The 23877-nt window shown below is 34.8% G+C and carries 33 protein-coding genes; 26 read left to right on the plus strand and 7 right to left on the minus strand.

Annotated elements, in window-relative coordinates; genetic code table 11:
• The first annotated feature begins 319 nt into the window (after positions 1-319).
• Positions 320-1150: a glycerophosphodiester phosphodiesterase gene (locus ACH0B5_RS05330; RefSeq protein WP_122970710.1), complete on the plus strand. Its 831-nt coding sequence runs from the start codon at positions 320-322 to the stop codon at positions 1148-1150.
• A 173-nt stretch (positions 1151-1323) separates the two neighbouring features.
• Complete coding sequence (locus ACH0B5_RS05335; RefSeq protein WP_406927501.1) at positions 1324-2499, plus strand: endonuclease; 1176 nt, start codon at positions 1324-1326, stop codon at positions 2497-2499.
• A gap of 98 nt (positions 2500-2597) precedes the next feature.
• Here the strand turns inward: ACH0B5_RS05335 and ACH0B5_RS05340 are convergent, their stop codons facing one another.
• The 3 genes from ACH0B5_RS05340 to ACH0B5_RS05350 are packed head-to-tail and all read right to left on the minus strand — an operon-like array spanning position 2598 to position 4344.
• Complete coding sequence (locus tag ACH0B5_RS05340) at positions 2598-3734, minus strand: zinc-dependent alcohol dehydrogenase (RefSeq protein ID WP_122970708.1); 1137 nt, start codon at positions 3732-3734, stop codon at positions 2598-2600.
• A gap of 19 nt (positions 3735-3753) precedes the next feature.
• A complete protein-coding gene (locus ACH0B5_RS05345) occupies positions 3754-4122 on the minus strand; it encodes a spore coat protein (RefSeq protein WP_122970707.1) in 369 nt (122 codons plus the stop codon).
• Between the two features lie 15 nt (positions 4123-4137).
• Positions 4138-4344, minus strand: a complete 207-nt coding sequence (locus ACH0B5_RS05350; RefSeq protein ID WP_122970706.1) for a spore coat protein — start codon at positions 4342-4344, stop codon at positions 4138-4140.
• Between the two features lie 185 nt (positions 4345-4529).
• On the opposite strand from ACH0B5_RS05350, the gene ACH0B5_RS05355 reads away from it, so the two are divergent.
• From ACH0B5_RS05355 to ACH0B5_RS05400, 10 genes are all read left to right on the plus strand, one after another.
• Positions 4530-5276, plus strand: coding sequence for a class I SAM-dependent methyltransferase (locus tag ACH0B5_RS05355; protein ID WP_406927502.1), 747 nt, complete (start codon positions 4530-4532; stop codon positions 5274-5276).
• Between the two features lie 108 nt (positions 5277-5384).
• Positions 5385-5942, plus strand: a complete 558-nt coding sequence (locus ACH0B5_RS05360; protein WP_406927503.1) for a cysteine hydrolase family protein — start codon at positions 5385-5387, stop codon at positions 5940-5942.
• Between the two features lie 93 nt (positions 5943-6035).
• Positions 6036-6617, plus strand: a complete 582-nt coding sequence (locus ACH0B5_RS05365) for a nucleotidyltransferase family protein (RefSeq protein ID WP_406927504.1) — start codon at positions 6036-6038, stop codon at positions 6615-6617.
• A 10-nt stretch (positions 6618-6627) separates the two neighbouring features.
• On the plus strand, positions 6628-7284 hold the full coding sequence (locus ACH0B5_RS05370; protein ID WP_406927505.1) for an HAD family hydrolase: 657 nt from the start codon (positions 6628-6630) through the stop codon (positions 7282-7284).
• A gap of 22 nt (positions 7285-7306) precedes the next feature.
• Positions 7307-8002 (plus strand): response regulator transcription factor, encoded by a 696-nt coding sequence (locus ACH0B5_RS05375; RefSeq protein WP_406927506.1) that lies wholly within the window; start codon positions 7307-7309, stop codon positions 8000-8002.
• A 2-nt stretch (positions 8003-8004) separates the two neighbouring features.
• Positions 8005-8940, plus strand: a complete 936-nt coding sequence (locus ACH0B5_RS05380; protein ID WP_406927507.1) for a sensor histidine kinase — start codon at positions 8005-8007, stop codon at positions 8938-8940.
• A gap of 143 nt (positions 8941-9083) precedes the next feature.
• Positions 9084-10007, plus strand: coding sequence for an ABC transporter ATP-binding protein (locus tag ACH0B5_RS05385; protein WP_406927508.1), 924 nt, complete (start codon positions 9084-9086; stop codon positions 10005-10007).
• A complete protein-coding gene (locus ACH0B5_RS05390; RefSeq protein ID WP_406927509.1) occupies positions 10000-10680 on the plus strand; it encodes an ABC-2 transporter permease in 681 nt (226 codons plus the stop codon). Before ACH0B5_RS05385 ends, ACH0B5_RS05390 begins: the two co-directional genes overlap by 8 nt.
• Positions 10681-10755: 75 nt before the next feature.
• Entirely contained in the window at positions 10756-11244 is a 489-nt protein-coding gene (locus ACH0B5_RS05395) for a DinB family protein (protein WP_406927510.1), read from the plus strand.
• Between the two features lie 132 nt (positions 11245-11376).
• Positions 11377-11709 (plus strand): antibiotic biosynthesis monooxygenase family protein, encoded by a 333-nt coding sequence (locus ACH0B5_RS05400; protein WP_406927511.1) that lies wholly within the window; start codon positions 11377-11379, stop codon positions 11707-11709.
• A gap of 32 nt (positions 11710-11741) precedes the next feature.
• Here ACH0B5_RS05400 and ACH0B5_RS05405 read toward each other — a convergent pair whose 3' ends face one another.
• Positions 11742-12755, minus strand: coding sequence for a DUF2332 domain-containing protein (locus ACH0B5_RS05405; RefSeq protein WP_406927512.1), 1014 nt, complete (start codon positions 12753-12755; stop codon positions 11742-11744).
• Positions 12756-13037: 282 nt separating this feature from the next.
• On the opposite strand from ACH0B5_RS05405, the gene ACH0B5_RS05410 reads away from it, so the two are divergent.
• The 6 genes from ACH0B5_RS05410 (at position 13038) to ACH0B5_RS05435 (ending at position 16989) form a co-directional block, all read left to right on the plus strand.
• Positions 13038-13910, plus strand: coding sequence for a YitT family protein (locus tag ACH0B5_RS05410; protein ID WP_406927513.1), 873 nt, complete (start codon positions 13038-13040; stop codon positions 13908-13910).
• Positions 13911-14024: 114 nt separating this feature from the next.
• Positions 14025-14798 carry a GNAT family N-acetyltransferase gene (locus tag ACH0B5_RS05415; protein WP_406927514.1) on the plus strand — a complete coding sequence of 258 codons (774 nt, stop codon included), beginning with the start codon at positions 14025-14027 and terminating at the stop codon, positions 14796-14798.
• 173 nt (positions 14799-14971) lie between these two features.
• Positions 14972-15439 carry a GNAT family N-acetyltransferase gene (locus tag ACH0B5_RS05420; RefSeq protein WP_406927515.1) on the plus strand — a complete coding sequence of 156 codons (468 nt, stop codon included), beginning with the start codon at positions 14972-14974 and terminating at the stop codon, positions 15437-15439.
• A gap of 77 nt (positions 15440-15516) precedes the next feature.
• Entirely contained in the window at positions 15517-15909 is a 393-nt protein-coding gene (locus ACH0B5_RS05425) for a MarR family winged helix-turn-helix transcriptional regulator (RefSeq protein ID WP_122970692.1), read from the plus strand.
• A complete protein-coding gene (locus ACH0B5_RS05430; RefSeq protein ID WP_174232637.1) occupies positions 15906-16247 on the plus strand; it encodes a DUF3147 family protein in 342 nt (113 codons plus the stop codon). Before ACH0B5_RS05425 ends, ACH0B5_RS05430 begins: the two co-directional genes overlap by 4 nt.
• Positions 16248-16260: 13 nt before the next feature.
• Positions 16261-16989, plus strand: coding sequence for an AAA family ATPase (locus ACH0B5_RS05435; protein ID WP_122970690.1), 729 nt, complete (start codon positions 16261-16263; stop codon positions 16987-16989).
• Between the two features lie 99 nt (positions 16990-17088).
• Here the strand turns inward: ACH0B5_RS05435 and ACH0B5_RS05440 are convergent, their stop codons facing one another.
• Together ACH0B5_RS05440 and ACH0B5_RS05445 are read right to left on the minus strand one after the other, a co-directional pair.
• Complete coding sequence (locus ACH0B5_RS05440) at positions 17089-17226, minus strand: hypothetical protein (RefSeq protein WP_158599658.1); 138 nt, start codon at positions 17224-17226, stop codon at positions 17089-17091.
• Positions 17227-17245: 19 nt separating this feature from the next.
• A complete protein-coding gene (locus ACH0B5_RS05445; RefSeq protein WP_241559259.1) occupies positions 17246-17461 on the minus strand; it encodes a hypothetical protein in 216 nt (71 codons plus the stop codon).
• Between the two features lie 180 nt (positions 17462-17641).
• On the opposite strand from ACH0B5_RS05445, the gene ACH0B5_RS05450 reads away from it, so the two are divergent.
• From ACH0B5_RS05450 to ACH0B5_RS05480, 7 genes are all read left to right on the plus strand, one after another.
• On the plus strand, positions 17642-17986 hold the full coding sequence (locus tag ACH0B5_RS05450) for a VOC family protein (protein ID WP_122970689.1): 345 nt from the start codon (positions 17642-17644) through the stop codon (positions 17984-17986).
• A gap of 27 nt (positions 17987-18013) precedes the next feature.
• Positions 18014-18394, plus strand: coding sequence for a VOC family protein (locus tag ACH0B5_RS05455; RefSeq protein ID WP_191706162.1), 381 nt, complete (start codon positions 18014-18016; stop codon positions 18392-18394).
• Between the two features lie 20 nt (positions 18395-18414).
• A complete protein-coding gene (locus tag ACH0B5_RS05460) occupies positions 18415-18873 on the plus strand; it encodes a GNAT family N-acetyltransferase (RefSeq protein ID WP_406927516.1) in 459 nt (152 codons plus the stop codon).
• 119 nt (positions 18874-18992) lie between these two features.
• Entirely contained in the window at positions 18993-19463 is a 471-nt protein-coding gene (locus ACH0B5_RS05465; RefSeq protein WP_406927517.1) for a GNAT family N-acetyltransferase, read from the plus strand.
• A 13-nt stretch (positions 19464-19476) separates the two neighbouring features.
• Positions 19477-20328, plus strand: coding sequence for an aminoglycoside 6-adenylyltransferase (locus tag ACH0B5_RS05470; protein WP_122970686.1), 852 nt, complete (start codon positions 19477-19479; stop codon positions 20326-20328).
• Positions 20329-20442: 114 nt separating this feature from the next.
• Positions 20443-20823 carry a VOC family protein gene (locus ACH0B5_RS05475; protein WP_122970685.1) on the plus strand — a complete coding sequence of 127 codons (381 nt, stop codon included), beginning with the start codon at positions 20443-20445 and terminating at the stop codon, positions 20821-20823.
• Between the two features lie 146 nt (positions 20824-20969).
• Positions 20970-22055, plus strand: coding sequence for an AbrB family transcriptional regulator (locus ACH0B5_RS05480; protein ID WP_241559258.1), 1086 nt, complete (start codon positions 20970-20972; stop codon positions 22053-22055).
• A 16-nt stretch (positions 22056-22071) separates the two neighbouring features.
• Here ACH0B5_RS05480 and ACH0B5_RS05485 read toward each other — a convergent pair whose 3' ends face one another.
• Entirely contained in the window at positions 22072-22458 is a 387-nt protein-coding gene (locus tag ACH0B5_RS05485) for a hypothetical protein (protein WP_122970684.1), read from the minus strand.
• Between the two features lie 212 nt (positions 22459-22670).
• Between ACH0B5_RS05485 and cyoE the strand changes: the two genes are divergently transcribed.
• Positions 22671-23555 (plus strand): heme o synthase, encoded by an 885-nt coding sequence (gene cyoE, locus ACH0B5_RS05490; protein WP_122970683.1) that lies wholly within the window; start codon positions 22671-22673, stop codon positions 23553-23555.
• Positions 23556-23877 lie beyond the last annotated feature (322 nt).

The raw sequence follows: 23877 nt of genomic DNA on the forward strand, positions 1-23877 counted from the left end.
TCTATCAACGGAAAAAATTTGAAATTCAATTTTAAATAATTGAAAGTTAGATGAAGTTTTACATTTTCTATTAATAATTGCGAAAGTAACTTCTTCATTTCAATTTTAAGAAGAACTAATCTATTAAAAAAAGGTTACATAAAAGGGCTAGAATAAGGCGTTTTAGGTAAATTAGAGTAATAGATTTGTAAAAATATATAAGTATAAAGATAGAATTTTATTAACACATTCTTCATCTACTTTAATTATTTCCATAAACTTCCTCAATATCCCTTTACTAAACTGGAATTGAAATCAGGATAGATAGGAGATGGAGAGAGTGAACAAAAAGTTTTTAGTAGGTGCAGGGTTAGCTTTTTCATTGTTAGTTAGTCCATTCAGTCAGGTGTTTGCAGAACAACCAACAGTAGGAGAAAGAAAACAAGTGGATAATGTCGCCCACCGTGGTGCAACAGGTTATGCACCAGAAAATACGATTGCTGCTTTTGATTTAGCTGTTGAGATGAAGGCAGATTATATTGAAATCGATGTTCAAAGAAGTAAAGATGGCGAATTAGTATTAATCCATGATACAACAGTGGATCGTACAACGGATGGAACAGGAAAAGTTGGAGATTTAACTTTTGAACAACTTAGAAGTCTTGATGCAGGTAGTTGGTTTGGGGAGCAGTTTGAAGGAGAGAAAATCCCAACATTTGATGAAATTCTTGATCGTTATCATGGAAAGGTTGGAATTTTAGTCGAAATGAAATCTCCAGAACTGTATCCAGGTATTGAAGAACAAGTGGCGGAGGAATTAAAGGAACGCAATCTTGATAAACCTCAAAACGAAAAAATTATTATCCAATCTTTTAATTTTGATTCAATGAAGAAAATGGATAAACTTCTTCCGAAAGTTCCGATTGGTGTATTAACTTCTAACCGTGCCCATACAACTCCGGAAGCTTTACAGGAATTTTCAACTTATGCAGATTGGTTTAACCCAAGTTATGGAATTGTCACAAAGGAACTAGTTAACCAAGTTCACTCTCTTGGTATGCAAATTGGATCATGGACAGTTCGTAGTCAAGAAGCAGCAGACTTCCTATTTGAAATGGGAGTTGACGCAATCATTACAGATTATCCAGATTACGTAGATCCAAGAAAATAAAACACTATAAAAAGTTTGAAAGAGGGGTAGTTCTAATTGCTACTCCTTTTTCTCGTATCCTTTATAGTTGGTTTTCTATAAGTTTATAAAAAGTCTGAAAATTTAAAAATATGATATAATACTATTGAGTACGTTAGGGGAATTAAACAAATAACTATTTTAGGAGGAGTAACATGGGGAAAAGCTTCATTAAAAGTTTAGTAACAATCTTTCTGATTGCTTTCATTTTCCTTCAGACGATTCCATCTTCATTGACTGCAGCAGCAGGGGATGGTTCATGGTCATCACCTTTTTCTGTTTCGCAAGCTGTAAACAGTCAAACTAGCACAGTCAAAACAGTCCAAGGGTACGTCGTTGGGCAACCGATATCGACAAGTACAGTTATTACAAGTGGTTTTCCGAATGATTATGCCCTTGCTTTAGCCGATAATCCTTCGGAAACAAATATTTCTAAAATGCTTTATGTTCAAGTTCCTTCATCGTTCCGCTCTTCCTATGGATTAAAAACGAATCCTTTTTTAATGGGAGAAAGCATTAAAGTAACGGGTACACTTACAGCTTATTTTTCCCATGCTGGATTAAAAGATGGAACAGCTTTCGAAAGAATGGGAGAGGGGATACCTCCTTCTGAACCAGAACCCGAGCCAGATCCAATACCAATACCAAACGGTTACTATGATGCAGCTATTGGAAAAACGGGAGAAGCATTAAAAACTGCATTGCATAATATTATTGATGATCACACGGAACTATCCTATTCCGAAGTTTGGGATGCCCTTCGAGAAACGGATGAAGATCCGAACAATCCGAATAATGTAATCTTATTATATACAGGACGTTCCCAAGGGAAATATACGAATGGATCAGGGGTGAATGATTGGAATCGGGAGCATGTTTGGGCGAAATCCCATGGAGACTTTGGAACAACAATGGGGCCCGGTACAGATTTACATCATCTTCGCCCAACCGATGCGTCAGTGAACAGTACAAGAAACAATTTAGACTTTGATAACGGGGGGAGAGAGCACTCTGAAGCTCTTGGTAATTATTATGATTCTGATTCTTGGGAACCGCGGGATAGCGTAAAGGGAGACGTAGCGCGAATGCTCTTTTATATGGCAGTACGATATGAAGGTGATAGTGGAGAACCAGATTTAGAATTAAATAATTTAGTTAATAACGGTTCCGCTCCATACCACGGAAAATTATCCGTCTTGCTTCAATGGCATCAACAAGATCCAGTCGATCAATTTGAACGAGAACGAAACGAAATCATTTTTAACGACTATCAACATAACCGTAACCCATTTATTGATCATCCAGAGTGGGTAGAGGCTATTTGGCAATAAAAGAAGAAAAGGGTACATGAGAAAACCCCCTTTTAAAATGAAAAATCATCTTATCTTTATCTTAGATTAAAGGTAAGATGATTTTTTGTTGAATAGGATTATGGTTTTAATACGACTTTAATACAATCGTCTTGTTTTGTATCGAAAATTTCATAGCCATGTTTTGCCTTTTCAAGGGGGAGGACATGGGTAATGATATCCTTTGGATCGACTTTTCCTTCCGCAATGAGATTATATATATGGGGCATATAATGGATGACGGGTGCTTGTCCTGTACGAATGTTTACGTTCCGTTGGAAAATGTCACCTAAAGGAAAGGCGTTATAACGACCACCATAAACGCCGGTAATTTGAATTGTTCCACCTTTTCGTACAGCTTGACTGGCAGTGACCAATGCTCCCAACGCACCACTTTGCAGTTTTAAACCGCTGGCAAGAAATTCGAGGGGAGTCATTTTACCACTCATACCGACACAATCGATGACTACGTCAGCACCGCCCTTTGTTATTTCCTTTAAATATTCACCACAGTTTTCATGATCTTCAAAATTAACAATTTCCACTTTATTTGTCCGCTTTGCATGTTTTAATCGATAGCCGACATAATCGACTGCAATAATGCGTTCGGCACCTTTTAGCCAGGCAAATTTTTGTGCTAATAATCCGATTGGACCGCATCCAAGAATCACGACTGTATCGCCTTGTTTTACACCGGCATTATCGACACTCCAAAAGGCGGTAGTAGCAGCATCTGCTAGCAAAACTAAACTTTCATCGGGTACTTCACTGTTTTCAGGTATTTTAAAAGGTGTAAAGTTTGCATAAGGGACACGCATGAATTCGGCTTGACCACCTGGAAATCCTCCGGCAGTGTCGGAGTAACCAAAATAGGCACCCATTTCACCATTTTGGTTCGCATTGTCACATTGACTCTCTAAATCGTGATGGCAATACCAACATTGTCCACAAGCGACATTAAAGGGGATGATGACCCGATCGCCTTTTTTTACTTTCGTCACATTTTTTCCGATTTCTTCAACAATACCCATCGGTTCATGACCAATCACGTAATCTTCTCCTAGGTTAGGAATCATGCCGTGAAGTAAATGTAAGTCTGAACCACAGATAGCAGTAGTCGTTAATCGCACGATAATATCATCATCTTTTTTAATTTTTGGTTCCTTTACATCTTTTACTTCAACATTTTTAATGCCTTGGTAGGTTACAGCTTTCATTTTAAAAACTCCCTTTTATTCATTTTTCCTTCTTTGGTGGAGTTGGGAACAGCCCTTTACGGTTCATATTTTCTGGGAACAAATCAAGTTTCGCAATACTAATGGCATTTTCAGCCGACCGAATATCGAGTTCCTTTTGCTTATCTAAGTCATATGGCTTTAGCCAATCTTTTTTCATCATCAATTCGGAAATCTCGAAATATAATTCAATCATTACTTCCAGTTGGGTTTTGAAAATTTTTTGAAGCGTTGGGGAAGCCGTTTCAGTTAAAGCGATGGAGAGGGTTCGTACACCCGTTTTAACAGATAATAAAAACTCCAATGCAATACCAGAATCCGTTAGTTCTGGCATGCCGACAGAGTTAATGGGATCTAAATAGTCTTTCATGTTATTTACCTCCGATTATTCTAGCTCAGAATTTGAGTAGAGTTTTAACATAGCAGCTAAAGCAGGTGTCGATAATTTAACGTTTTTATCCAATAATTCGCGTAAATCTTGGTCAAAGACAATCCCTTGACTTAGTTTTGATTTCAATAAACTTGTCGTCATAAAGTTAATCACTTCATGAAATTCTAACGTTTCGTGAAGTGCTAATTTTTTTTCAAACATAAAGAGCACCTCCTTATTTTTCTTTCAAAAGGCTATCCCTTAATGTAAAGATTTATTCAAATAAAATATTCGGCCAGTAAGTAGAAATTTGATTAACTCTGAAGGTTGAAAGGAACTTGTGTAGTCTTTAGCGAACTTAATTCGTAGGTGCTTACAATTGAATGAAATATATGGGAGGGGAATCTTTGAAACAAAATATTTATGACCACCCGAAGTTTTTTAATCAATATATTTCTTTAAGGGAGAGTGGAATCACGTACAATGATTTTGTTGAACAACCAGCAATTAAGTCGCTTATTCCAACATTAAAGGACAAAACCGTTTTAGATTTAGGTTGTGGAACAGGCGATTTCGCCAGCTATTGTATTGAGAATGGGGCAGCAAAAGTTTTGGCAATAGATATTTCAAAAAATATGATCGATAGAGCAATGAAAGAAAATTATCATGAAAAAATAGAATATCTTTGTAGTCCTTTTGAAGATTTCGAATTACATAATCAAACCTTTGACCTGATTATTAGCTCATTGGCTATTCACTATATAGAAGATTACGAAGGATTGATTTCAAAGGTTACCCATTTATTAACGGATGGTGGAGAATTCATTTTCTCTACTGAACATCCGATGGTAACGGCAAGAAAAAACATGAACAATTGGGTAAGGGATGAGGAAGGAAATAAACTGCATTGGGCTGTGGATCATTATCAAGAGGAAGGGATGCGAAAAGAGTATTGGTATATAGATGGGGTTATTAAATACCATCGCACGATTTCGACTTTGCTCAATACAATAATAAAAAAAGGGCTAGTTTTAGAGGAAATAGTAGAACCAACGTCGATTCCAATTGGTTTGGAGAAAATGCCGAAATTAATCAATGAACAACGGAAACCTTCCTTTCTTGTTATTAAAGCGAAAAAAAGAAATAGAAAGTAAAATTTTAACAAGTAGAACAAGGATTTGGGCTCGTTAAAATGGAATAGTAAAAAATAGACACTCATATAGTAAGTGTTATTTATGAAAATGACTCGAGGAGGTCATAGATTGAAACAAGCCCTATTAATAATTGACGCCCAGCAAGCGTTAATTGATGGAGAACAAGTAAAGACAGGTGTATATAAGAAAGAGCGATTAATAGCTAATATTAATCATGTTATTCAAAAGGCGTTAGACGAAAATATTCCGATTATTTTTGTAAGAGACATAGACGTGTCCAACGGGGAAGGCCCGGGTTTTGAAGTACATGGTGATATTCATGTTCCGAATGACCCAGTTATTTTTAACAAGGCAGCAACGAACGCCTTTTATGGGACTGGTTTAAAGGCTTATTTGGAGGAACAACAAATTAAACATCTTGTCATCATGGGCTGTCAAACGGAAGCGTGTATCGATACCGCAGTAAGAACGGCAACTGTCAGCGGTTTTGATGTAACGCTAGTTGGAGATGGTCACTCTACTTATGATTCAAAGATGTTAACGGCAGAACAAATTATTCTTCATCATAATCGAATTCTTCATGGTCATTATAATGTGGATCATTTTTCAATGGTTCGTAATGCAGAAGAAGATTTATTTACCCCGACCCACAACAACTATCGATAATCTTTAAGTTTGAAGCGTTTCCGAGATGGAGGCGCTTTAAAACTATTTTGATAGAAACGGAAATAACAACCTATAAGGAGTAAAATTAAACGAATGAATGAACAAACTATACTTTCACTAATACGAAGTGATCAATGGATGATGGATATATTACATGTAGTAAATACGTTAAATTTACCAGATTGGTGGATTTGTGCGGGTTTTATTCGTTCGAAAATTTGGGATTCGCTCCATTTATATAAAAATAGAACTCCTCTTCCTGATATTGATGTGATTTATTTTGACCCAACTAATTTAAGAGAATCAGTAGAAAAGGATTTGGAGGAGCAGTTAAGAATACTTTTTCCTAACATCCCTTGGTCAGTAAAAAACGAAGCGCGGATGCATATTAGAAACGGAGTAAAACCTTATCTATCCTCAACCGATGCCATTTCTAAATTTCCAGAAACTGCTACAGCTATCGGTGTCAAAATAGATGATAATGACCAACTTCAATTAACGGCACCCTATGGCTTTCATGATGTTGTGAATTTAATAGTAAAGCCAACGCCTTTTATAGTCGAAACAAAGGAAGGGAAAAGGTTATATGAAGTGCGAAGGATCAATAAAAATTGGAACGTCATTTGGCCACAATTAAAAGTTTATTCCATTGATGAGTTGAATGATGAGGAGTAAGGAGACGATTATGAACAAATATAAAATTATTTTATTTGACCTAGATGGAACATTGACAGACCCTAAAGAAGGGATTACAAAATCAGTTCAATATGCATTAAAGAAAATGAACATCGATGAGGTTAATTTAGATTATCTAGAACGATTTATTGGCCCGCCGTTACATTATTCCTTTGCGGAGTTTTATAACTTTGATGAAAATCAAACGAAGAGAGCTGTTGAATTTTACCGAGAGCGATTTAAAGAAAAAGGGATGTTTGAAAATGAATTATACTCCGGTATTCCTACACTCTTAATGAAACTGAACAAACAGGAATATAAGTTAGTAGTGGCTACCGCTAAGGTTACAGAGTTTGCTAATCAAATTTTACAATACTTTCAATTGGATCCATTTTTTGAACTTGTCGTTGGTAGTCATTTTGATGGAACCCGTTCTTCGAAAGCTGAAATGATTCAATATATATTGAATCAGTATCATGGACATTCATTAAGTGACTTTGTGATGATTGGAGATCGGAAATATGATGGTATTGGAGCGAGAGAAGTGGGGATTGATTTCATTGCCGTTACTTATGGATATGGCTCACTGCAAGAATTAAAAGCGTGTGAACCGACTAAAATCGTTGATTCCGTTGAACAACTACAAGAGGTCTTATTAAAGAAATAAAAACTAATTGGATGTGAGAAAAATGCAAAAGGTCATCTTACTTGTTGAAGATGATAAAGAAATTAGCCATCTCATTAAAAGTCACTTAGAAATGGAAAATTTTACGATCATTACCGCTTTTGATGGTGAAGAAGCTCTTAGTCATTTTCAACAACATAAGGTTGATTTGATTTTACTAGACTTAATGATTCCGAAATTAAGTGGCATGGAGTTATTGAAAATAGTAAGGGAAACTAGCTTAGTTCCTGTATTAATTATCTCAGCAAAGGGCAGTGATATTGATAAGGCGTTAGGTTTAGGATTCGGAGCAGACGACTATATTAGCAAGCCGTTTTCTATGATTGAACTAACAGCCCGAGTGAATGCGGCGATTCGAAGGGCAACTCAATATTCTACAATAGAGAAACAATCAATAGCGAATACATTACATTACAAAGAATTGACATTGGATTTAAATTCATTTACAGCCCAAGTAAAAGATAGGGTAGTGAAACTAACTTCGAAGGAATTTCATATGTTAAAGCTTATGATGACAAATAAAAGCCGTGTATTTACGAAGGAACAAATTTACCAACTGATTTGGGAAGATGATTATTTTGGAAATGAAAATGTGATTAACGTACATATTCGAAGACTAAGAGAAAAAATCGAAGAAGATCCGTCCAACCCCCAATATATTCAAACGGTTTGGGGAATCGGTTACAAATTAGGGGAGTGAACATGATTTTACTATTGATTGTAATCATCATCCTATTATTACTCTTAATTGGTTGGCAATCCTATTCCAAGTTCAAAATTAAGCGAAACTTAAGGGAAATAAGTCAACAACTAGATGCCATCCTCCATATCCAGTCTGCTGAAAAGGTATTGTTAATAACAAATGAGAAAACGGTTCAAAATGCCCTCATTCAAATTAATCGACTGCTTGATTTCAATCAAAAAGTAATTGCAGATTATTCGAAAACAAAAGAAAGTTTAAGAAAAATGATCTCGAACATGTCCCATGATTTGAAAACACCATTGACGGTCATTTTAGGATATGTTGAGAAATTGACTATGGATAAAACGATGTTAAAAGAAGAGCGTACGATAGTTACGCAACAACTTTATAAAAAGACAGAGCAAGTGATCGAATTAATTCATCGATTTTTTGATTTAGTGAAATTGGAATCTGGGGATTATTCAATTCCGTTAACGAAAGTATCTATAAGTGAAATTTGCAGAAAAAATGTATTGGAATTTTACCATTTACTTCAGTCAAAACAATTGCAAGTGGAACTGAACATTCCCGAACAAGATTATTTTATTCTAGGAAATGAGGAAGCGTTAAATCGGGTATTGAGTAATTTAATTTCTAACTCCCTTCGTTATGGTAGTGATGGAGGTGTCATCGGCTTAACGGTACGAGAGGAAGGGGATAATATTGCTATAGACGTTTGGGATAAAGGAAAGGGTATTGCAGAAAAGGAGCAAGAGCTTGTATTTGAACGGCTGTATACGTTGGATGATGCGCGGAATCCCGAATTTCAAGGAAGTGGACTCGGTTTAAGTATTACAAAGCGGTTAGTGGAAGGGATGAAAGGCTCTATTTTCTTAAAAAGTAAACCTTACGAAAAAACGGTATTTACGTGTGTTTTTAACCGGATAACATACTAGTTATGGGATGTCAAAAGTCGTCAAATCAACTTTTTGTCTTTTCTTTTTTATACATAGAAAACTTAAGAAATTTGTAAGGTTTGAGAAAGAAAAAAGAAAAGTCTGTTGCTTATCATAAAGGTAACAGAAAGGGGAGAGACGCTTTGGATTATGTCGTGAAAACAACAGATTTAACGAAAAAAGTAAAAGGGAAAGAGCTTGTATCGAATATAAATTTACACATTAAAAAGGGAGAAATATACGGTTTCCTTGGTCAAAATGGTGCGGGGAAAACGACGATTATGAAAATGCTCACTGGCATCACTTCTTCAACAAGGGGTGAAATTGAACTTTTTGGACATAAGCTTACTAATCGCTCAAAGGCTTCTCTAAAAAGGGTCGGAAGCATTATTGAATATCCTATCTTTTTCGAACATTTAACAGCGATGGAAAACTTGAAAATCCATTGTGACTATTTAGGATATTATGACGAAGTCGCTATTAAACAAGCTTTAAATATGGTCCATTTAAAGGGAATTGAAAATGAGCGCATAAAGGATTTTTCCCTTGGTATGAAACAACGATTAGGAATTGCGCGAGCAATCATTACAAAACCCGAATTAATTATATTAGATGAACCAACGAATGGTTTAGATCCAATCGGTATTAAAGATATTCGGGATTTAATATTAATGCTCAATCAGGAATATGGCATTACGTTTTTATTATCGAGTCATATTTTAGGAGAGATGGAGCAAGTTGTTAATCGTATTGGGGTAATTAATAAAGGGAAGTTAATCAATGAAATTTCCATCGAGGAAATTCGAAAACAACGAACGGATTATATTGAGCTTCAAACGACAAATGTGGAGAAAGCCGTTTATGTGCTAGAAAGTGAGCTTCAAATATCAAATATGAAAATCGTCCAAAATAATCGAATTCGAATTTACGACTTAACCCATTCCCAATCGGACATTACGAAAACGTTAATTATTCATGGGGTGGACATTGAAGAAATTCAAAAGCATACAAGTTCCTTAGAAGACTATTATTATGCGCAAATTAGTGGAGGTGGTAGAGTTGACTAAATTAATGATGCTTGAATGGAAAAAATTAAACCGATCCTTAGTAATAGGGGAAATGGCGATTTACTTAGGAATTCTTATGATTCTTCCTCCATTTTTTATTCACTCCATCATCCCTTATTTCAGCGAAAGTTACGCCCTGGCCATTGAACTGAATTCCTTTATTCAATTGGGGGTCATATTATTTGGGGCATCTTTAATTAATCATGTATTTATTGAAGAGTATAAATCAAAAACGATGGCCTTATCTTTCGGATATCCGATTACTAGAAGAAAATTGTTTATAGCAAAGATTTTGTTCATAGCTTTTGTCGTTTTTATCATAACGCTATTTTCCTCTTTACTATCTAGTATCGTGATTGTTACTGTTGATCAATTTATTCCGATTATTAATGGACAGCCAACATTTAATGACATGATAACATTTATAACTGCTATGATAAGTACAGCTTTCAAGGCAACAATAATTACATTTATCCCGTTATTTTTGTTTGGTATATGGAAAAGAGCTGTTTTTCCAACAATCATTTGTGCAATTGTTGTGATGCAGTTGCCTAATTTTTCATCCTTTATTAATGTACAACAAGATACATTAATCGTTGTATTTTGTATATTAGGGGGTCTAAGTATTCTCTTATCCATCGTATCAGCAGAAAAATTAGGGGAAATTAAATAAACATCATTAGTCCTTTTAAAGAATATATATAATAGGTTGTTTGATTTCGAGTTTACCATAAAGGAGAGGGATAAGATGAACATGTTCTTTCAATATAATTGGATGGTAAGGGAAGAATGGTATAAATGGTGTGAGGAGTTGCCAGAAGAGGAGTTAGTACGGCAACGTACGGGAGGGATGGAGAGTATATTAAAAACTCTTTTCCATATCGTAGACGTAGAGTGGAGTTGGATCCGCCAAATACAAGGTAAACCTGATTTTCAAGAGGATTTTGAAAAGTTTAGTAGTTTAGAAAAGGTGCGACAACTAGATGCTCGGTTTAAAGAAGAAGTAGAGGGCTTTGTGAATAACTGGGATGCGAGTATGGAAAGTCGTTTATTTACCGAAACTTTACCAGATGGAAGAGTAGTAACAGACACTTGGGGTGAAATTGTACGCCATATCATTGCCCATGAAATTCACCACATTGGCCAATTATCCATTTGGTCAAGGGAATTGGGGAGAAAACCAATATCCGCAAATGTGATTGGACGTGGCTTAGCCGCAAAAGAATTCAATCGGTAAGGGAATAATGAAATAGCTTTATTGATTGTGCGTTTTCATATTTGGAGGCGCATTTTTTTATTTGTTATATAGGTATAACTAAAGAAAAAGAAGGACTATCCTATAGAAAGTTGTTAAAGGAGGGTGCCTAAAATGAGCAATGCTACTACAGTCCATGAACCACCTTATTACGCAGTTATTTTCACGTCAAAGATGGGGACGGGAGAAGATGAAGGATATGGAACGATGGCAGAGCAGATGGTTGCTTTAGCATCAAACCAGAAAGGATTTTTAGGAATCGATAATGTTCAAGATGGAAAGTTGGGCATTATGGTTTCCTATTGGGATTCAATTGAAGCAATCCAACAGTGGAGAGAACATACAGCCCATAAAGTAGCAAAACAAAAAGGAAAAAATGAATGGTATAAAGGGTATTCTTTAAAAATTTGTAAGGTGGAAAAAAACTATTCCTTTGAAAAGGAATAACAACATCCCCCGAATAACGGGGGATGTTTCATTTACTGTACCCATTTAAACCATCTTGCGTGCCCGTCCGTTTTTTCCATGACTCTTTTTTCATGTATTTCTCCTTTTTTTATAAAATCTTGATGTAAATTCGGATCGAACATGTTGTTATAGCAATGATATAACGGACGTATGCTGCTTATATTTCTCAACTTTTCAACTAGCTGTTGCCGTTTTTCTTTTGGGATTTGATTGGCCACGTGAGTATGGAAAACGACAATCATTTCATCTTCAGGAATAAGCTCACAAAGTTCCTCCAATTTTGCAATTCCATCGCCTTGAACCAAATGGAGATCAAGCTGAGTTACGACATTAGCAGCCGCTTTTAATAATTCTCTCCGTTCATGATGTTCTGGCCAAATAAGGGCTTGTAACCATCTCAATTCGTTTTCATCTTTTACATCAATCGGATTCAAGTCCACTCCTATGCGTGTTTTCACTTCCGGGGTTGTATAAATAGTCTTAGGTAATGGGGAACCGGTATTTGTTGATGAGATTATAATAGGTGCTGTCGTGTTCGTTACGGAAATTTCTCCGTTATATAAATAATTGTATTGATCTACCCCTAGTTGAAGACCAGCACTTGTACCAATTTCAATTAAAGCTAATGGTTGCTTATGTTCTTCGTAAATTTCGGCAAACATTGGATATAAATAAGCACATCTCCGAACTTCATTCGTCTGTACAAGCTTCGTTTGAAAAAGTTCATTTAGAGATTGTTCATGTTTTAATACAAATTGTTTAAAGGGTAAAAAAGCTTCTTCAGCAGGAAGTAGATGATCTGAAAAGGTAGGATAGTAATTTTTTAATGATTCATCCTTTTCAAATAATAAATAGTGGACGCTGGCGAAAAGTAAATTCGGTTTAGGCTGACCTGTTGGAATGTTGGCAGCAACTTTGAGTAATTCGTCATCCTCAGCTATTTGATAGGAAAGCGATTCGTATAATTTACTAGAGTTTTCACATTCATATTTTGCAAAACGTTGAAATTGTTCACTCAGTTTCATCCTCCATTTTCCTCCTTTATTTGATTTTCATAACTCAAAACGATATTTTCGTATCTAGGAAAAATCTCATGAGGTTAACCGTTTCTTGTTAGTTTCATTATATTGTAAAAATATTACAAATACTATTCGTAATGATACTATAATTAAATAAGAAGGCTTTTGATTTTCATAATTGTTTCTGTACTACTATAATTAAATAGACAGTATCGAAATCTTATTACGTAGATGTAACAGTTATGTATACATAAGTATAGAATTTTAATTTTAGATAGGGGAAAAGAAATGAGTAAAGAGAAAAAGCGAAAACCTAATATAGTAAAGTTTTTATCAAAATCGATTTTAATTATCCTTGGTGGACTAATCGCAGCTTACGGATTAGAAGCGGTCCTCATTCCGAATAATGTATCTGATGGTGGGGTAACGGGTCTGAGTATTGTTGGCTCACAGTTATTCGGTATACCATTAGGCGTTTTAATTGCAATCATCAACATTCCATTTGTTTGGTTAGGTTATAAGCAAATAGGGAAAAGTTTTGCTATATATTCAGTAATCGGTATTGCATCACTAGCAATTGGTACCGCTCTTATGCACCATGTACCAGCTATTATTGAAGGAGATACATTGCTCGTTACCGTTGTCGGCGGTGTCATTCTCGGCTTTGGTATGGGTCTTGCCTTGCGTAACGGTGGTGCCCTAGATGGTATTGATATGTTAGCAGTATTACTTTCTAAAAAGTTACCTTTTGGTACAAGTGATTTAATCTTATTTTTAAACTTATTTGTTTTCATCGTTGTTTCTACAGTATTTGGATTACAAGGGGCTATTCTTTCAGGTATTGCTTATTTTATTGCATCTAAAGTTATTCATATCGTAGAGGAAGGGTTAAGCGGTTCGAAAACCTTTAAAATTATTACTTCCCATCCAGAAGTGATGGTGGAAACAATACGGGATCGATTAGGTCGAAGTGCCACATATAAAGATGCATACGGTGGTTATTCAAATGAATTATTTAAAGAAATAACTTGTGTAATTAACCGTTTAGAAGAAAGTAAAATAAAAGAAATCATTCAGGAAATTGACCCCCATGCCTTTGTAACAGTTTATGACGTTGCTGAAGTAAAAGGCGGTAATTTTAGAAAAAGAGATATTCACTAAGTTTATCATGCTAGAAGCGCTTCCTTAACCCCAGGAGGCGCTTTTTTCATTGGTTTGAAAGGTTTTATAAAAAGGGATAGCGAAATGTTTTATAGATAAAAGGGGGGATAGACAATGGAGAAGGCACAAAATTTAATTGAGTTATCCCGGTTTTTGGCGAAATTAAATAACCAAAAGCAATTTCATATTGGATATTGTGGAGAAGTTGAAGAGGAAATTTATAAAACGTTAAAGGAAGATTTTGTCCATGAAAAGGATGGAATTTCCTTTTGGATAGCTAAAAATCAAGATGGAGTAATAATTACGGCAATTGGGTTAGACATCGATGGAACTAGTGCAGAAGTGTGGGGACCTTTTCTGCAAATAGTTTCTCTACCTCTACAGCATCAATTATGGGAGCAAGTTGTAAAGGGAAATTCTTCAATAAGCGAGTTTTATTTTTTTGTTAATAAAGAAAACATAACTCAACAACAATTTTTAAATGAAATAGGTGCTGCAAAAACAGGAGAACATCTAATTTTAGAAATAAAAAAAGAAAACTTTCATGAGATGGGAGAAATACGGAGTAAACCTTACGAAGAAAGGGATTATCCAACATTTGAAAAGCTACATTTTGAAATGTTTCCCAATACCTATTACGATGCGAAAACAATTATTAATCGATTAAGTGAGCACTGTATTTTAAAAGTATTGAAATCTGAAATGAATGACGTTGTTGGTTACGCCTACTATGAAATCGACTCTGAAATAGGGGAGGCCTCCTTAGAATATTTAGCCATTTCTCCAAAAGCTCAAAATCAAGGATTAGGCACTTTGTTATTACAAAGAAGTTTTGACGGAGATGTTTTCCCACTCCCATATTACAGAAATTCGTTTAAGTGTAAATAATCAAAATAACCGAGCAAATCATGTCTACTTTAAGGCAGGATTTGAACAAAAACATATTTTGTACAGCTATCAATTTCATCGAAGAGTTGACGAAGATTTCTGAAAAAACTATTGAATTGTTATAACAGATTCGGTAAAACGGGAACAAATGTTCTTTCTGGAGGAGAAAAAAGATGCAATTGTACTTTTATAATGACACATATCAACAGGCGGTTGATGAATATCAAATTACAGAGGACCAACTTCGTTTTACAGGTTCACCTAAGGAATGTACGGAGCTTTCATTAAACAATCCAGACCGTTTTGCCATTTTAGCGGTGGAAAATGGAAACCTTGTTACCTATTTTAATTTACATAAAAATGAAGGTGTTAATCCTTATTCTAATAACCCAAATGCCATTTTATTAAGAGCCTTTTCTACGGATACTCGACACTTAGGAAAAGGGTATGCAAAAAGGGCATTAAAAATATTGCCCAACTTTGTAAGGGAACATTTTACTGGCATAAATGAAATCGTGTTGGCAGTAAACGTTCAGAATGAAGTTGCTCAAAACTTATATAAAAAGTGTGGATACGTTGACGAAGGTGCAAGAACAATGGGGCCAAAAGGTGAACTCATTATTATGAGTTATTATTTATAGGGAAATGATGATGGACCTTTGTTTATATCGTGTTATACGATATAATCTGTATAAACGATATAAATGCGAGGTGCTTTATGGAATTAAATAATTATTTTACGGATATTTATTATTATCTACATCCAAAATTGGAACATGCGATTTCTCACCAAAGTGTACGTATTTTGCAAATTTTACAGAAAGAACAAAGTGTAACAGTTAGATCTTTGGCAGAAGCTTTGACTATTTCTCATAATACAGCTTCAGAGCATGTGAAAAAGTTGGAGAACAATGGATGGATTAAGAAGGAGCGTTCTGATAAAGATCAACGTAAAGTTTATTTAAAACTTACAGAACTTGGATTACAAGTTGTAAAGCAACATACTGAGTTAGATGAAAATTTACTGAAAGCAGCTTTAGGAAAGTTATCCGAAGAAGAGCAAGATAACGTCATGAGAGCCTTTCGTTTGTTAAGTGAGGCGGCGAAATAATGGTTTGGATAAAACTTTTCACGTCGGCTTTTATTATTGCTGCTGTAACAGAGTTGGCTAGGAAATTTCCCCTTTACGGAGGAATAATTGCGGCTCTCCCGCTCATTAGTTTACTCAGTATTTTCTGGTTAACCGTTCAAGGAGAAACAAGTAAACAAATCCAATCCTTTACATTAGGTGTCATTTTAGGTTTGCCAGCTACTATTGTGATGCTTTTAGCCATTTATTTCATGCTAAAAAATTCCTTTTCTTTCATTCTAGCCGTTATTGTAGGGATTGTTTCTTGGGGTGTATTTCTTTTCATTCAGAAAATTCTCATGGCACAATTCAATATTTAAAAGAGGTGTTTCCATGTTCCTTAAAAGAATTGAATTACTACATGATCGGATTGATTCTTATCAACAATATCCGTTTTCAATACCTTCTATCCAATCATTAAAAAGTTTAGATATAAAAAATAATGTTACGTTTTTAGTAGGTGAAAATGGATCAGGTAAATCCACGCTTTTAGAAGCCATTGCCGATAAATGTGGATTTAATACAGCGGGAGGTAGTCGGAATAATACATATAAAGTTGACCGTTCGGAATCAGCATTAGGGGAATACATAAGACTTTCTTGGTTGCCAAAAGTATCAAATGGATTCTTTCTTCGAGCAGAATCTTTTTACCATTTTGCTTCCCATATAGATGAAATTGGAGAAAGTCATAAAAGTATTTATGATTCCTATGGTGGTACTTCTTTACATGAGCAATCCCATGGGGAATCCTTTATTTCTTTATTCGCCAACAGATTTAGTGGAAAAGGGATTTATTTGTTGGACGAGCCGGAAGCAGCGCTATCCCCTCAACGACAACTTGCTTTTTTAAGAATAATCCATGATTTAGTAGTATCTGGAGAAAGCCAGTTTATTATTGCGACCCATTCACCGATTTTATTAGGATACCCTAATGCAACGATATATAGTTTTGATGACGGAACTATTGAAGAAGTAAATTATGAAGAAACGAGTCATTACCAAATTACAAAGTATTTTTTAGAAAATCGCGAACGTTTTTTAAGGGATATTTTTGAGGATTAAAAGATGATCGAGAAGTATAAAACGTTAGCTTCTGCAAATAATTTGATGTAAATAGAAATGCACCAAAGAGTAAAACTACTTATGGTGCATTTAATTTTTTTATTTGTTTTTTTGTTTATTCGCTTTCTTTTTTACTTCATTGACATCTAACTCTTGAGCAATTTCTTGATTGCTTTTTTGATTATTGTTTTTCTTATCTTCTTTTTCTTTAAAATTTGGTTTTCTTTTCTTTGCCACGATGTTTTCCTCCAAATATTTATCTTTTATTGGATTGTTGATTTTTATCATGGTTCGTTGCATTATTTTTATTTTTAACTTTTGAATCAAATTCTTCAGCAATTTCTGCTACGTTATCTTCAGGATTATGATTATGGCTTGTTTTATTTGTATGCAGGTGTTTATAAGTTTCAAAAGGATTATGAGTTCTCACATTCATCGTTTCTTTACTGTTTTTGTTCCCCAAAGATTTCACCTCCTAGAGTCTAATTTGCTCAGTAAAAAAGGTTTTATTCTATCGGTGTACTCGTACAATTTACATATTCAAACAAGGATTTCTAATTTTAAATGAATCAATAAAAGAATAAAGAATATAAAGGAATCATTTCTTTTTTGTAGAAAGTATAGGGGAGCCCTTTTGTGGAGGTGATTTAAAATGTCTCGAGTTATCGGTTTTGAAATGAGTAGTCAGGAACCTGAAAAGGCTGCAACATTTTATAGTCGTGTTTTCGGTTGGGAAACTGTAGAACAGGATTGGGAATACTGGTCTATTTCAACTTGTCAAAGAGAGGGGATCATAGGTGGTATTAGCAAAGGTCCTAGTGACTATCCGCATGGTACACGGATCCAAATTGAAGTCGATTCCATTGATGAAGCTGTGAAGAAAGCAATAGAAAATGGTGCGAAGGTTGTACGGGAGAAGATGGAGTTTGACGATTTCTATCTTTCCTATTTAGTTGATCCAGTTGGTATTGGCATTGGATTATATGAAAAGAAGTAAACATGATGCAAAGGGGGTGGTCTACTAATGAAAAAAACAATTCCGATTAAAAACCAAATGAATGGAATTTTTGTTCACGTTACAAATTTAAAGCAGTCGGCAAAATGGTATTGTGACCTTTTAGGAATAGAACTAGATGTAGAAAAGGTTATATCACCTGTTTTTAATGTTCCGGTTGTCGGTACAACATCTCTAACATTAGATGACCACTCCTTTGATCCCCATTTTAAACATTATGTTAGTCCAAGTCCCATTTTCAATTTTTATACACCAAATATTGATGAAGCCTACCAGTATATTAAAGAAATAGGATATGAAGTTGTAAGAGAAATAGAAAGAGTAGGAGAAATGGCTTGGTTTAACATTCAAGACCTAGATGGCAATGTAGTCATGATTTGTAATTGCTAAAATTGATAGGAGAGTAATCTATGGAAATTAAATTAGACGATTTAACAGGAACAAAAATTACCCGATTAATAGGTGACCATCTTCAAAATATGGGGGAAAAATCTCCGCCGGAAAGCATTCATGCATTAAATTTGGAGCAATTAAAAAGTCCGGATATTACTTTTTGGAGTGCATGGGAAGGGGAAGAATTACTAGGATGTGGGGCTTTAAAAGAGCTTTCTAAAGACCACGGTGAGATTAAATCGATGAAAACTTCCCCTGACCATTTAAGAAAAGGGGTAGCTAAACAAATTCTACAACATATTTTGGAGGAAGCAATAAAGAGGGGGTATCAACGTCTTAGCTTAGAAACTGGTTCAATGGATGCCTTTGAACCAGCACGAAGATTATATACGAATTTTGGTTTTACATATTGTGAGCCCTTTGGAGACTATATCGAAGATCCAAATAGTGTTTTTATGACTAAGAAATTAAGATAGTTAGCTTTCAATTCATTCCCATTACTTAAAATAACCTTCTAAACTAGTTTAGAAGAAACTACTCATCTCATTTTAATGGGTAGTTTTTGTTTTGGGCAACAGACTCGAGGTGTTTGAACATGCAGTTACAAATAAATACGATGAATGAACCCTATACGAAAGAAATATTAAGTTGGAAATATGACAAACCTTATGATTTTTACAATAGTATCGATACAGAAGATAGCAGGAAAGAACTTTTGGATGGATTTTATTATGCCGTTGTAAAAGAAAACGGGGAGTTATTTGGTTATTTTTGTATTGGAGAATCGGCACAAGTTCCTATTGGTCATCAAGTAAATGCTTATCGTGAGAATTTTATTGATATGGGACTAGGAATGAATCCGAAATTTGTAGGACAAGGGAATGGATTTTTCTTTTGTTCTTTTATTCTCCAATCGATTGAAAGGAAATATAAAGGGGTTCCAATCCGTTTAACCGTCGCTACTTTTAATAAAAGAGCAGTACATTTATACGAAAAGTTGGGTTTTAAGAAAAAAGCTGAGTTTTGTTCAGATAAAGCACAGTTTACGACGATGGTTAGGACTTGATAGGGGGACAAAAATGCGCTCGGAAAAGGTAATGATCGATTTAATAAAAAAGTTTGCTGAGCAGGATGAGCGGATTAGGGCAGTTGGTATGAATGGGTCTAGAACAAACTTAAAGGTACCTAAAGATCCCTTTCAAGATTATGACATTGTTTATTTTGTCACGGATATGGATTCATTTATAAATCGTGTAGATTGGATAAAAGTGTTCGGTGAACTTATTATTATGCAAAGGCCAGATCATTCTGTTTTGTATCCATCTAATCGCGATCAATATGCTTATTTAATGCTTTTTACAGACGGAAACCGCATTGACTTGACCCTTTGGCCAGTTGAAAAAAGTAACGAATGGATACAAGACGACAAATTAGCCAAAGTGTTGTTAGATAAAGATCACATTTTTCCGAAGTTACCTTCACCAACTGATGAAGACTATTGGGTAAAGAAACCTTCCCAACAGGTATTTAATGATTGTACGAATGAGTTTTGGTGGGTTTCTACATATGTTGCAAAAGGGTTATGGCGAAATGAAATTCTTTATGCAATGGATCATCTACAAATTATAAGAAGTATGTTATTGAAAATGCTTGAATGGAAAGTAGGAATTGAAACGAACTTTACTGTAAGTATCGGCAAAAACGGTAAGTACTTGGAGAGGTATTTGGAAAAAGATATTTGGAATACACTCCTTAACACGTATCCGAAAGGAAATATCGATAACATTTGGGATGCATTATTGACGATGACGAATTTGTTTGAAGAGCTAACATTGGAAGTAGCAAATCAGCTTCAATTTAATTATTCGTTTACTGAAGTCAAAAAGGTCCAGGCCTATTTAAAACATGTTCAGACAATTACCTTTGGATGAAGGAGTTTTTCATCTGTATTTAGAAAGTAATACTAAAGAATTTTAATCTACATTCTTTGAGTGGTTTTAATATGGGGTAGGGGTTTATAAATTTTAGAAAAGTGGGTGGAACATTTGATTAATGTATTAGGTCAAGTCATGCTATATGTGAATAATCAAGATGAAGCGGTGAAATTTTGGACGGAGAAGTTAGGGTTTACAGTAATAGTAGAAGAAGATAGTGAACAAGAAATGAGATGGATAGAGGTAGCTCCAAAAAGTGATGCTCAAACGAGTATCGTTTTACATGATAAACAATTCATCGCGAACATGGAGCCAGAATTAAATCTCGGAACACCTTCGCTAATGTTTTATTCCAATGATGTAGAGCAATTATATGGTGAATTAGCAAATAAAGAAGTGACTTTAGGGGAAATGGTCAATTTACCTTCCGGGAAAGTATTTAATTTTGCTGATCATGAGGATAATTATTTTGCTGTTATGGAGAAAAAATAATATTGTATAAAATCTAGCCGCAATGATTGGAATGCGGCTTTTTTCTTTAATCTCGATATCGGTTATCTTGAAAAGTGACTTTCACATCTTTTAATTTATGGTACTCTAATACATATATTACTATTCTTTTGAAAGAAGGTTTCCCTTTGCATTTAAAATCCATTGGTTTAGTTACAATCATAAGCCTTATAGGGGCATTTGTATTTGATTTTCTAAACTTCCCTGTCCCTTGGATGCTTGGTCCTTTATTTGCAGTACTAATTAGTCAATTTTTTATTAAATATGAACTTTATTGGCCAGTTCAATTAAGGAATGTTGGGTTAATTATAGTAGGTGTCTCTATCGGTCAAACCTTTCAGTTTTCTGTATTTGCTGGCATGGGATGGTTAATTTTTTTTATGTTGATTCTCAATGTGGTGTTAGTCATTATTAGTGTTTTGATGGCCTTTGGTGTACAGAAAATAGGAAATGTACCGTTAAAAACCGCTTTAACATGTACGGTTCCTGGTGGATTAGGACAAATTGTTTTGTTTGCAGAAGAGGAAAAGGATATCGATTTAGCTGTTGTTACTTACTTTCATGTTGTTCGTGTTATTAGTATTGTCATGTTGATTCCTTTCGTTCTTTCTGGTCATGTTGTCCAAGCAGAAGGGGGAGCGGGTTTTTCCGTTAATGAAATTATCCCTATTCTGTTATTATTATTAGCTTCAGGAGCTACCGTTTGGTTTGGCAAAAAACTAAAAATTCCAGTGCCGTTTTTTTTAACACCGATTCTATTTATTATTGTTTTATCATTTTTTTCCGTGGAAACCCCAGAGTTACCAGGATACTTATTACATATTGCCCAACTGTTAATGGGAGCATATATCGGATTACTTCTAAAACCTAATATGATTAAACTAGGAAAAAAAGTTCTCTTATTAGGGGTGGGGAGTGCCATATTATTAATGGTAGCCACTTTCGCACAAGGACTTTTATTAATTTATTTCCTTGATTATTCGTTACCGACTAGCTTCCTCAGTACAGCAGCAGGGGGGCTGGATCAAATGAGTCTTCTTGCGACAGCAATTGGGGCGGATGTTATAACTGTAACGGTGTTCCAAATGTTCCGTTTGTTATTTGTCTTTTTATTAGTTTTACCTTTATTGAAAATAGCATGTTCCATGATTGATAAAAGGCAATTAAATGATGGGATGAAATTGAAGCTCAATGAGAAAGGTGTTCCAAAATAATTTGGAACACCTTTGTTTATGATGAAGGTTTTTTCTCAAATAATAGAATGAAATTTCCTTTATAGTAAATTAATAAATAAAGCTCAAAAATAATAAGAATAATAGCCAAAATAAGCAACGAAGGTTCAACAAAAACGTGTAATAAAAAGATATTCACGATAATTGGTAATAAAGCAGCGACCGCTAATGGCACAAATCGATTTAGTAATAAAAGGGTGCCACAAAGGATTTCTAGCGCTTTTTCCCCAATTAATAAATAATCAAATTGAAAGAGAATCATTGCTTCTTTGCTCGTTGGAAAAAGGGATTCAAATCCTAAAAACACAATAAACCCATTCACACCAGCGCTTAAGAAAATCACACCAAGTAAAATTCGAAACGTATGCATTGTGTAATGTTTCATTCCATTTCACCTCCCGTTTCATACTATTCCCAATGGGTTTCCCTTAGTCTATGAAGAACAATAATATACAGAAAGAAGTTACTAGTTTAAAATAATCGTCAATGAATTTTCATAAAAAAGAGCTAAGCTCATTGTTGGAAGAAGATTATTAGTGGTATGATAGTATATAGTGCTTCCGGAAGGTTGCCGAACAATGAGGGGAAAGAAAGACTATGAAAAATACTATTGATCTCTGGGCTAAGACAGTCAAGACAGGGATTATTAAATCAAATTTAATTCCCATGATTGCTGCCCTTATGCTCGCTTTATATACGTACGAATTAAGTTTTATTGAACATATTCCACATATACTATTTGCCTTTGTAGGTTCTGCTTTCATAATCGGAGCATCAGGTATATTTAATAATTTGTACGATCGCGATATTGATGCGAAAATGCAAAGAACAAAGTCAAGACCTACAGTAACAGGTGAACTAAGTGCTCGTACAGTATTAATCGTTGGCATCGTTTTACTTATCGTAGGATTAGCAATACTTTCTTTAACAACACCACTAGCAGCATTTCTTGGCTTCCTAGGTGTGTTTTTCTATGTTGTTCCGTATACGATGTGGACAAAAAGAAAAACGATCTGGAATACAGAAGTTGGGAGTATTTCAGGAGCGATGCCGCCGTTAATCGGTTGGGCAGCGGTTGCACCTGATATTTGGTATCCGGCAGCTTGGGCTTTATTCATTATTATGGTCATTTGGCAAATGCCACACTTTTACGCCATTGCGATTCGAAAAAAGGATGATTATGCGGCTGCCAATATTCCGATGTTACCAGTGAAGACAAGTATGAGAAGAACTTATCTTCAAACAAATATTTATTTAGTCATTTTAATGTTTACGAGTTTTTTATTTGTTCCACTAAGTTGGGGCTTAACATTATGTTCTCTTATTTTAGGGGGAATATGGCTGTGGATAAGTATCGTTGGCTATCGTCAAATGGATGAGAAAAAGTGGGCAAATAAAATGTTCGCTTACTCATTAATTTATATGATGTTACTATTTTTAACGGTCATTATTTATTCTAGTGTAGGCATGATTTTTCAATAACGACTTAAAGGTGTCCCAGAGTGGGGCGCCTTTTTTTGTTATCTAATCGTGGATATGTGGATAGTGAAAAGAGAGGGAAAGTAATTAAGTTGAAGCTTGCTGTAGGGGTAAAGCTAATAAAAATAGCATTAAAACTACAAAATTAGAATCTGTTACATATCAAGCTTGTATAATAAAAAACAGACTAAATTTTATGAAAGCGCTTTATATAAAGGTTTAAATTTTAATTTTGAGTATAATTTCAACAGAAAGACATTAAAAATAAATTTGTTATATAACAAAATATTTCGGAATTGTGAACAAGTTTGTGATAAAAATGTGA

Origin of the sequence: Ureibacillus sp. 179-F W5.1 NHS, assembly GCF_045369345.1 — a bacterium.
Lineage (GTDB): Bacteria > Bacillota > Bacilli > Bacillales_A > Planococcaceae > Ureibacillus > Ureibacillus halotolerans.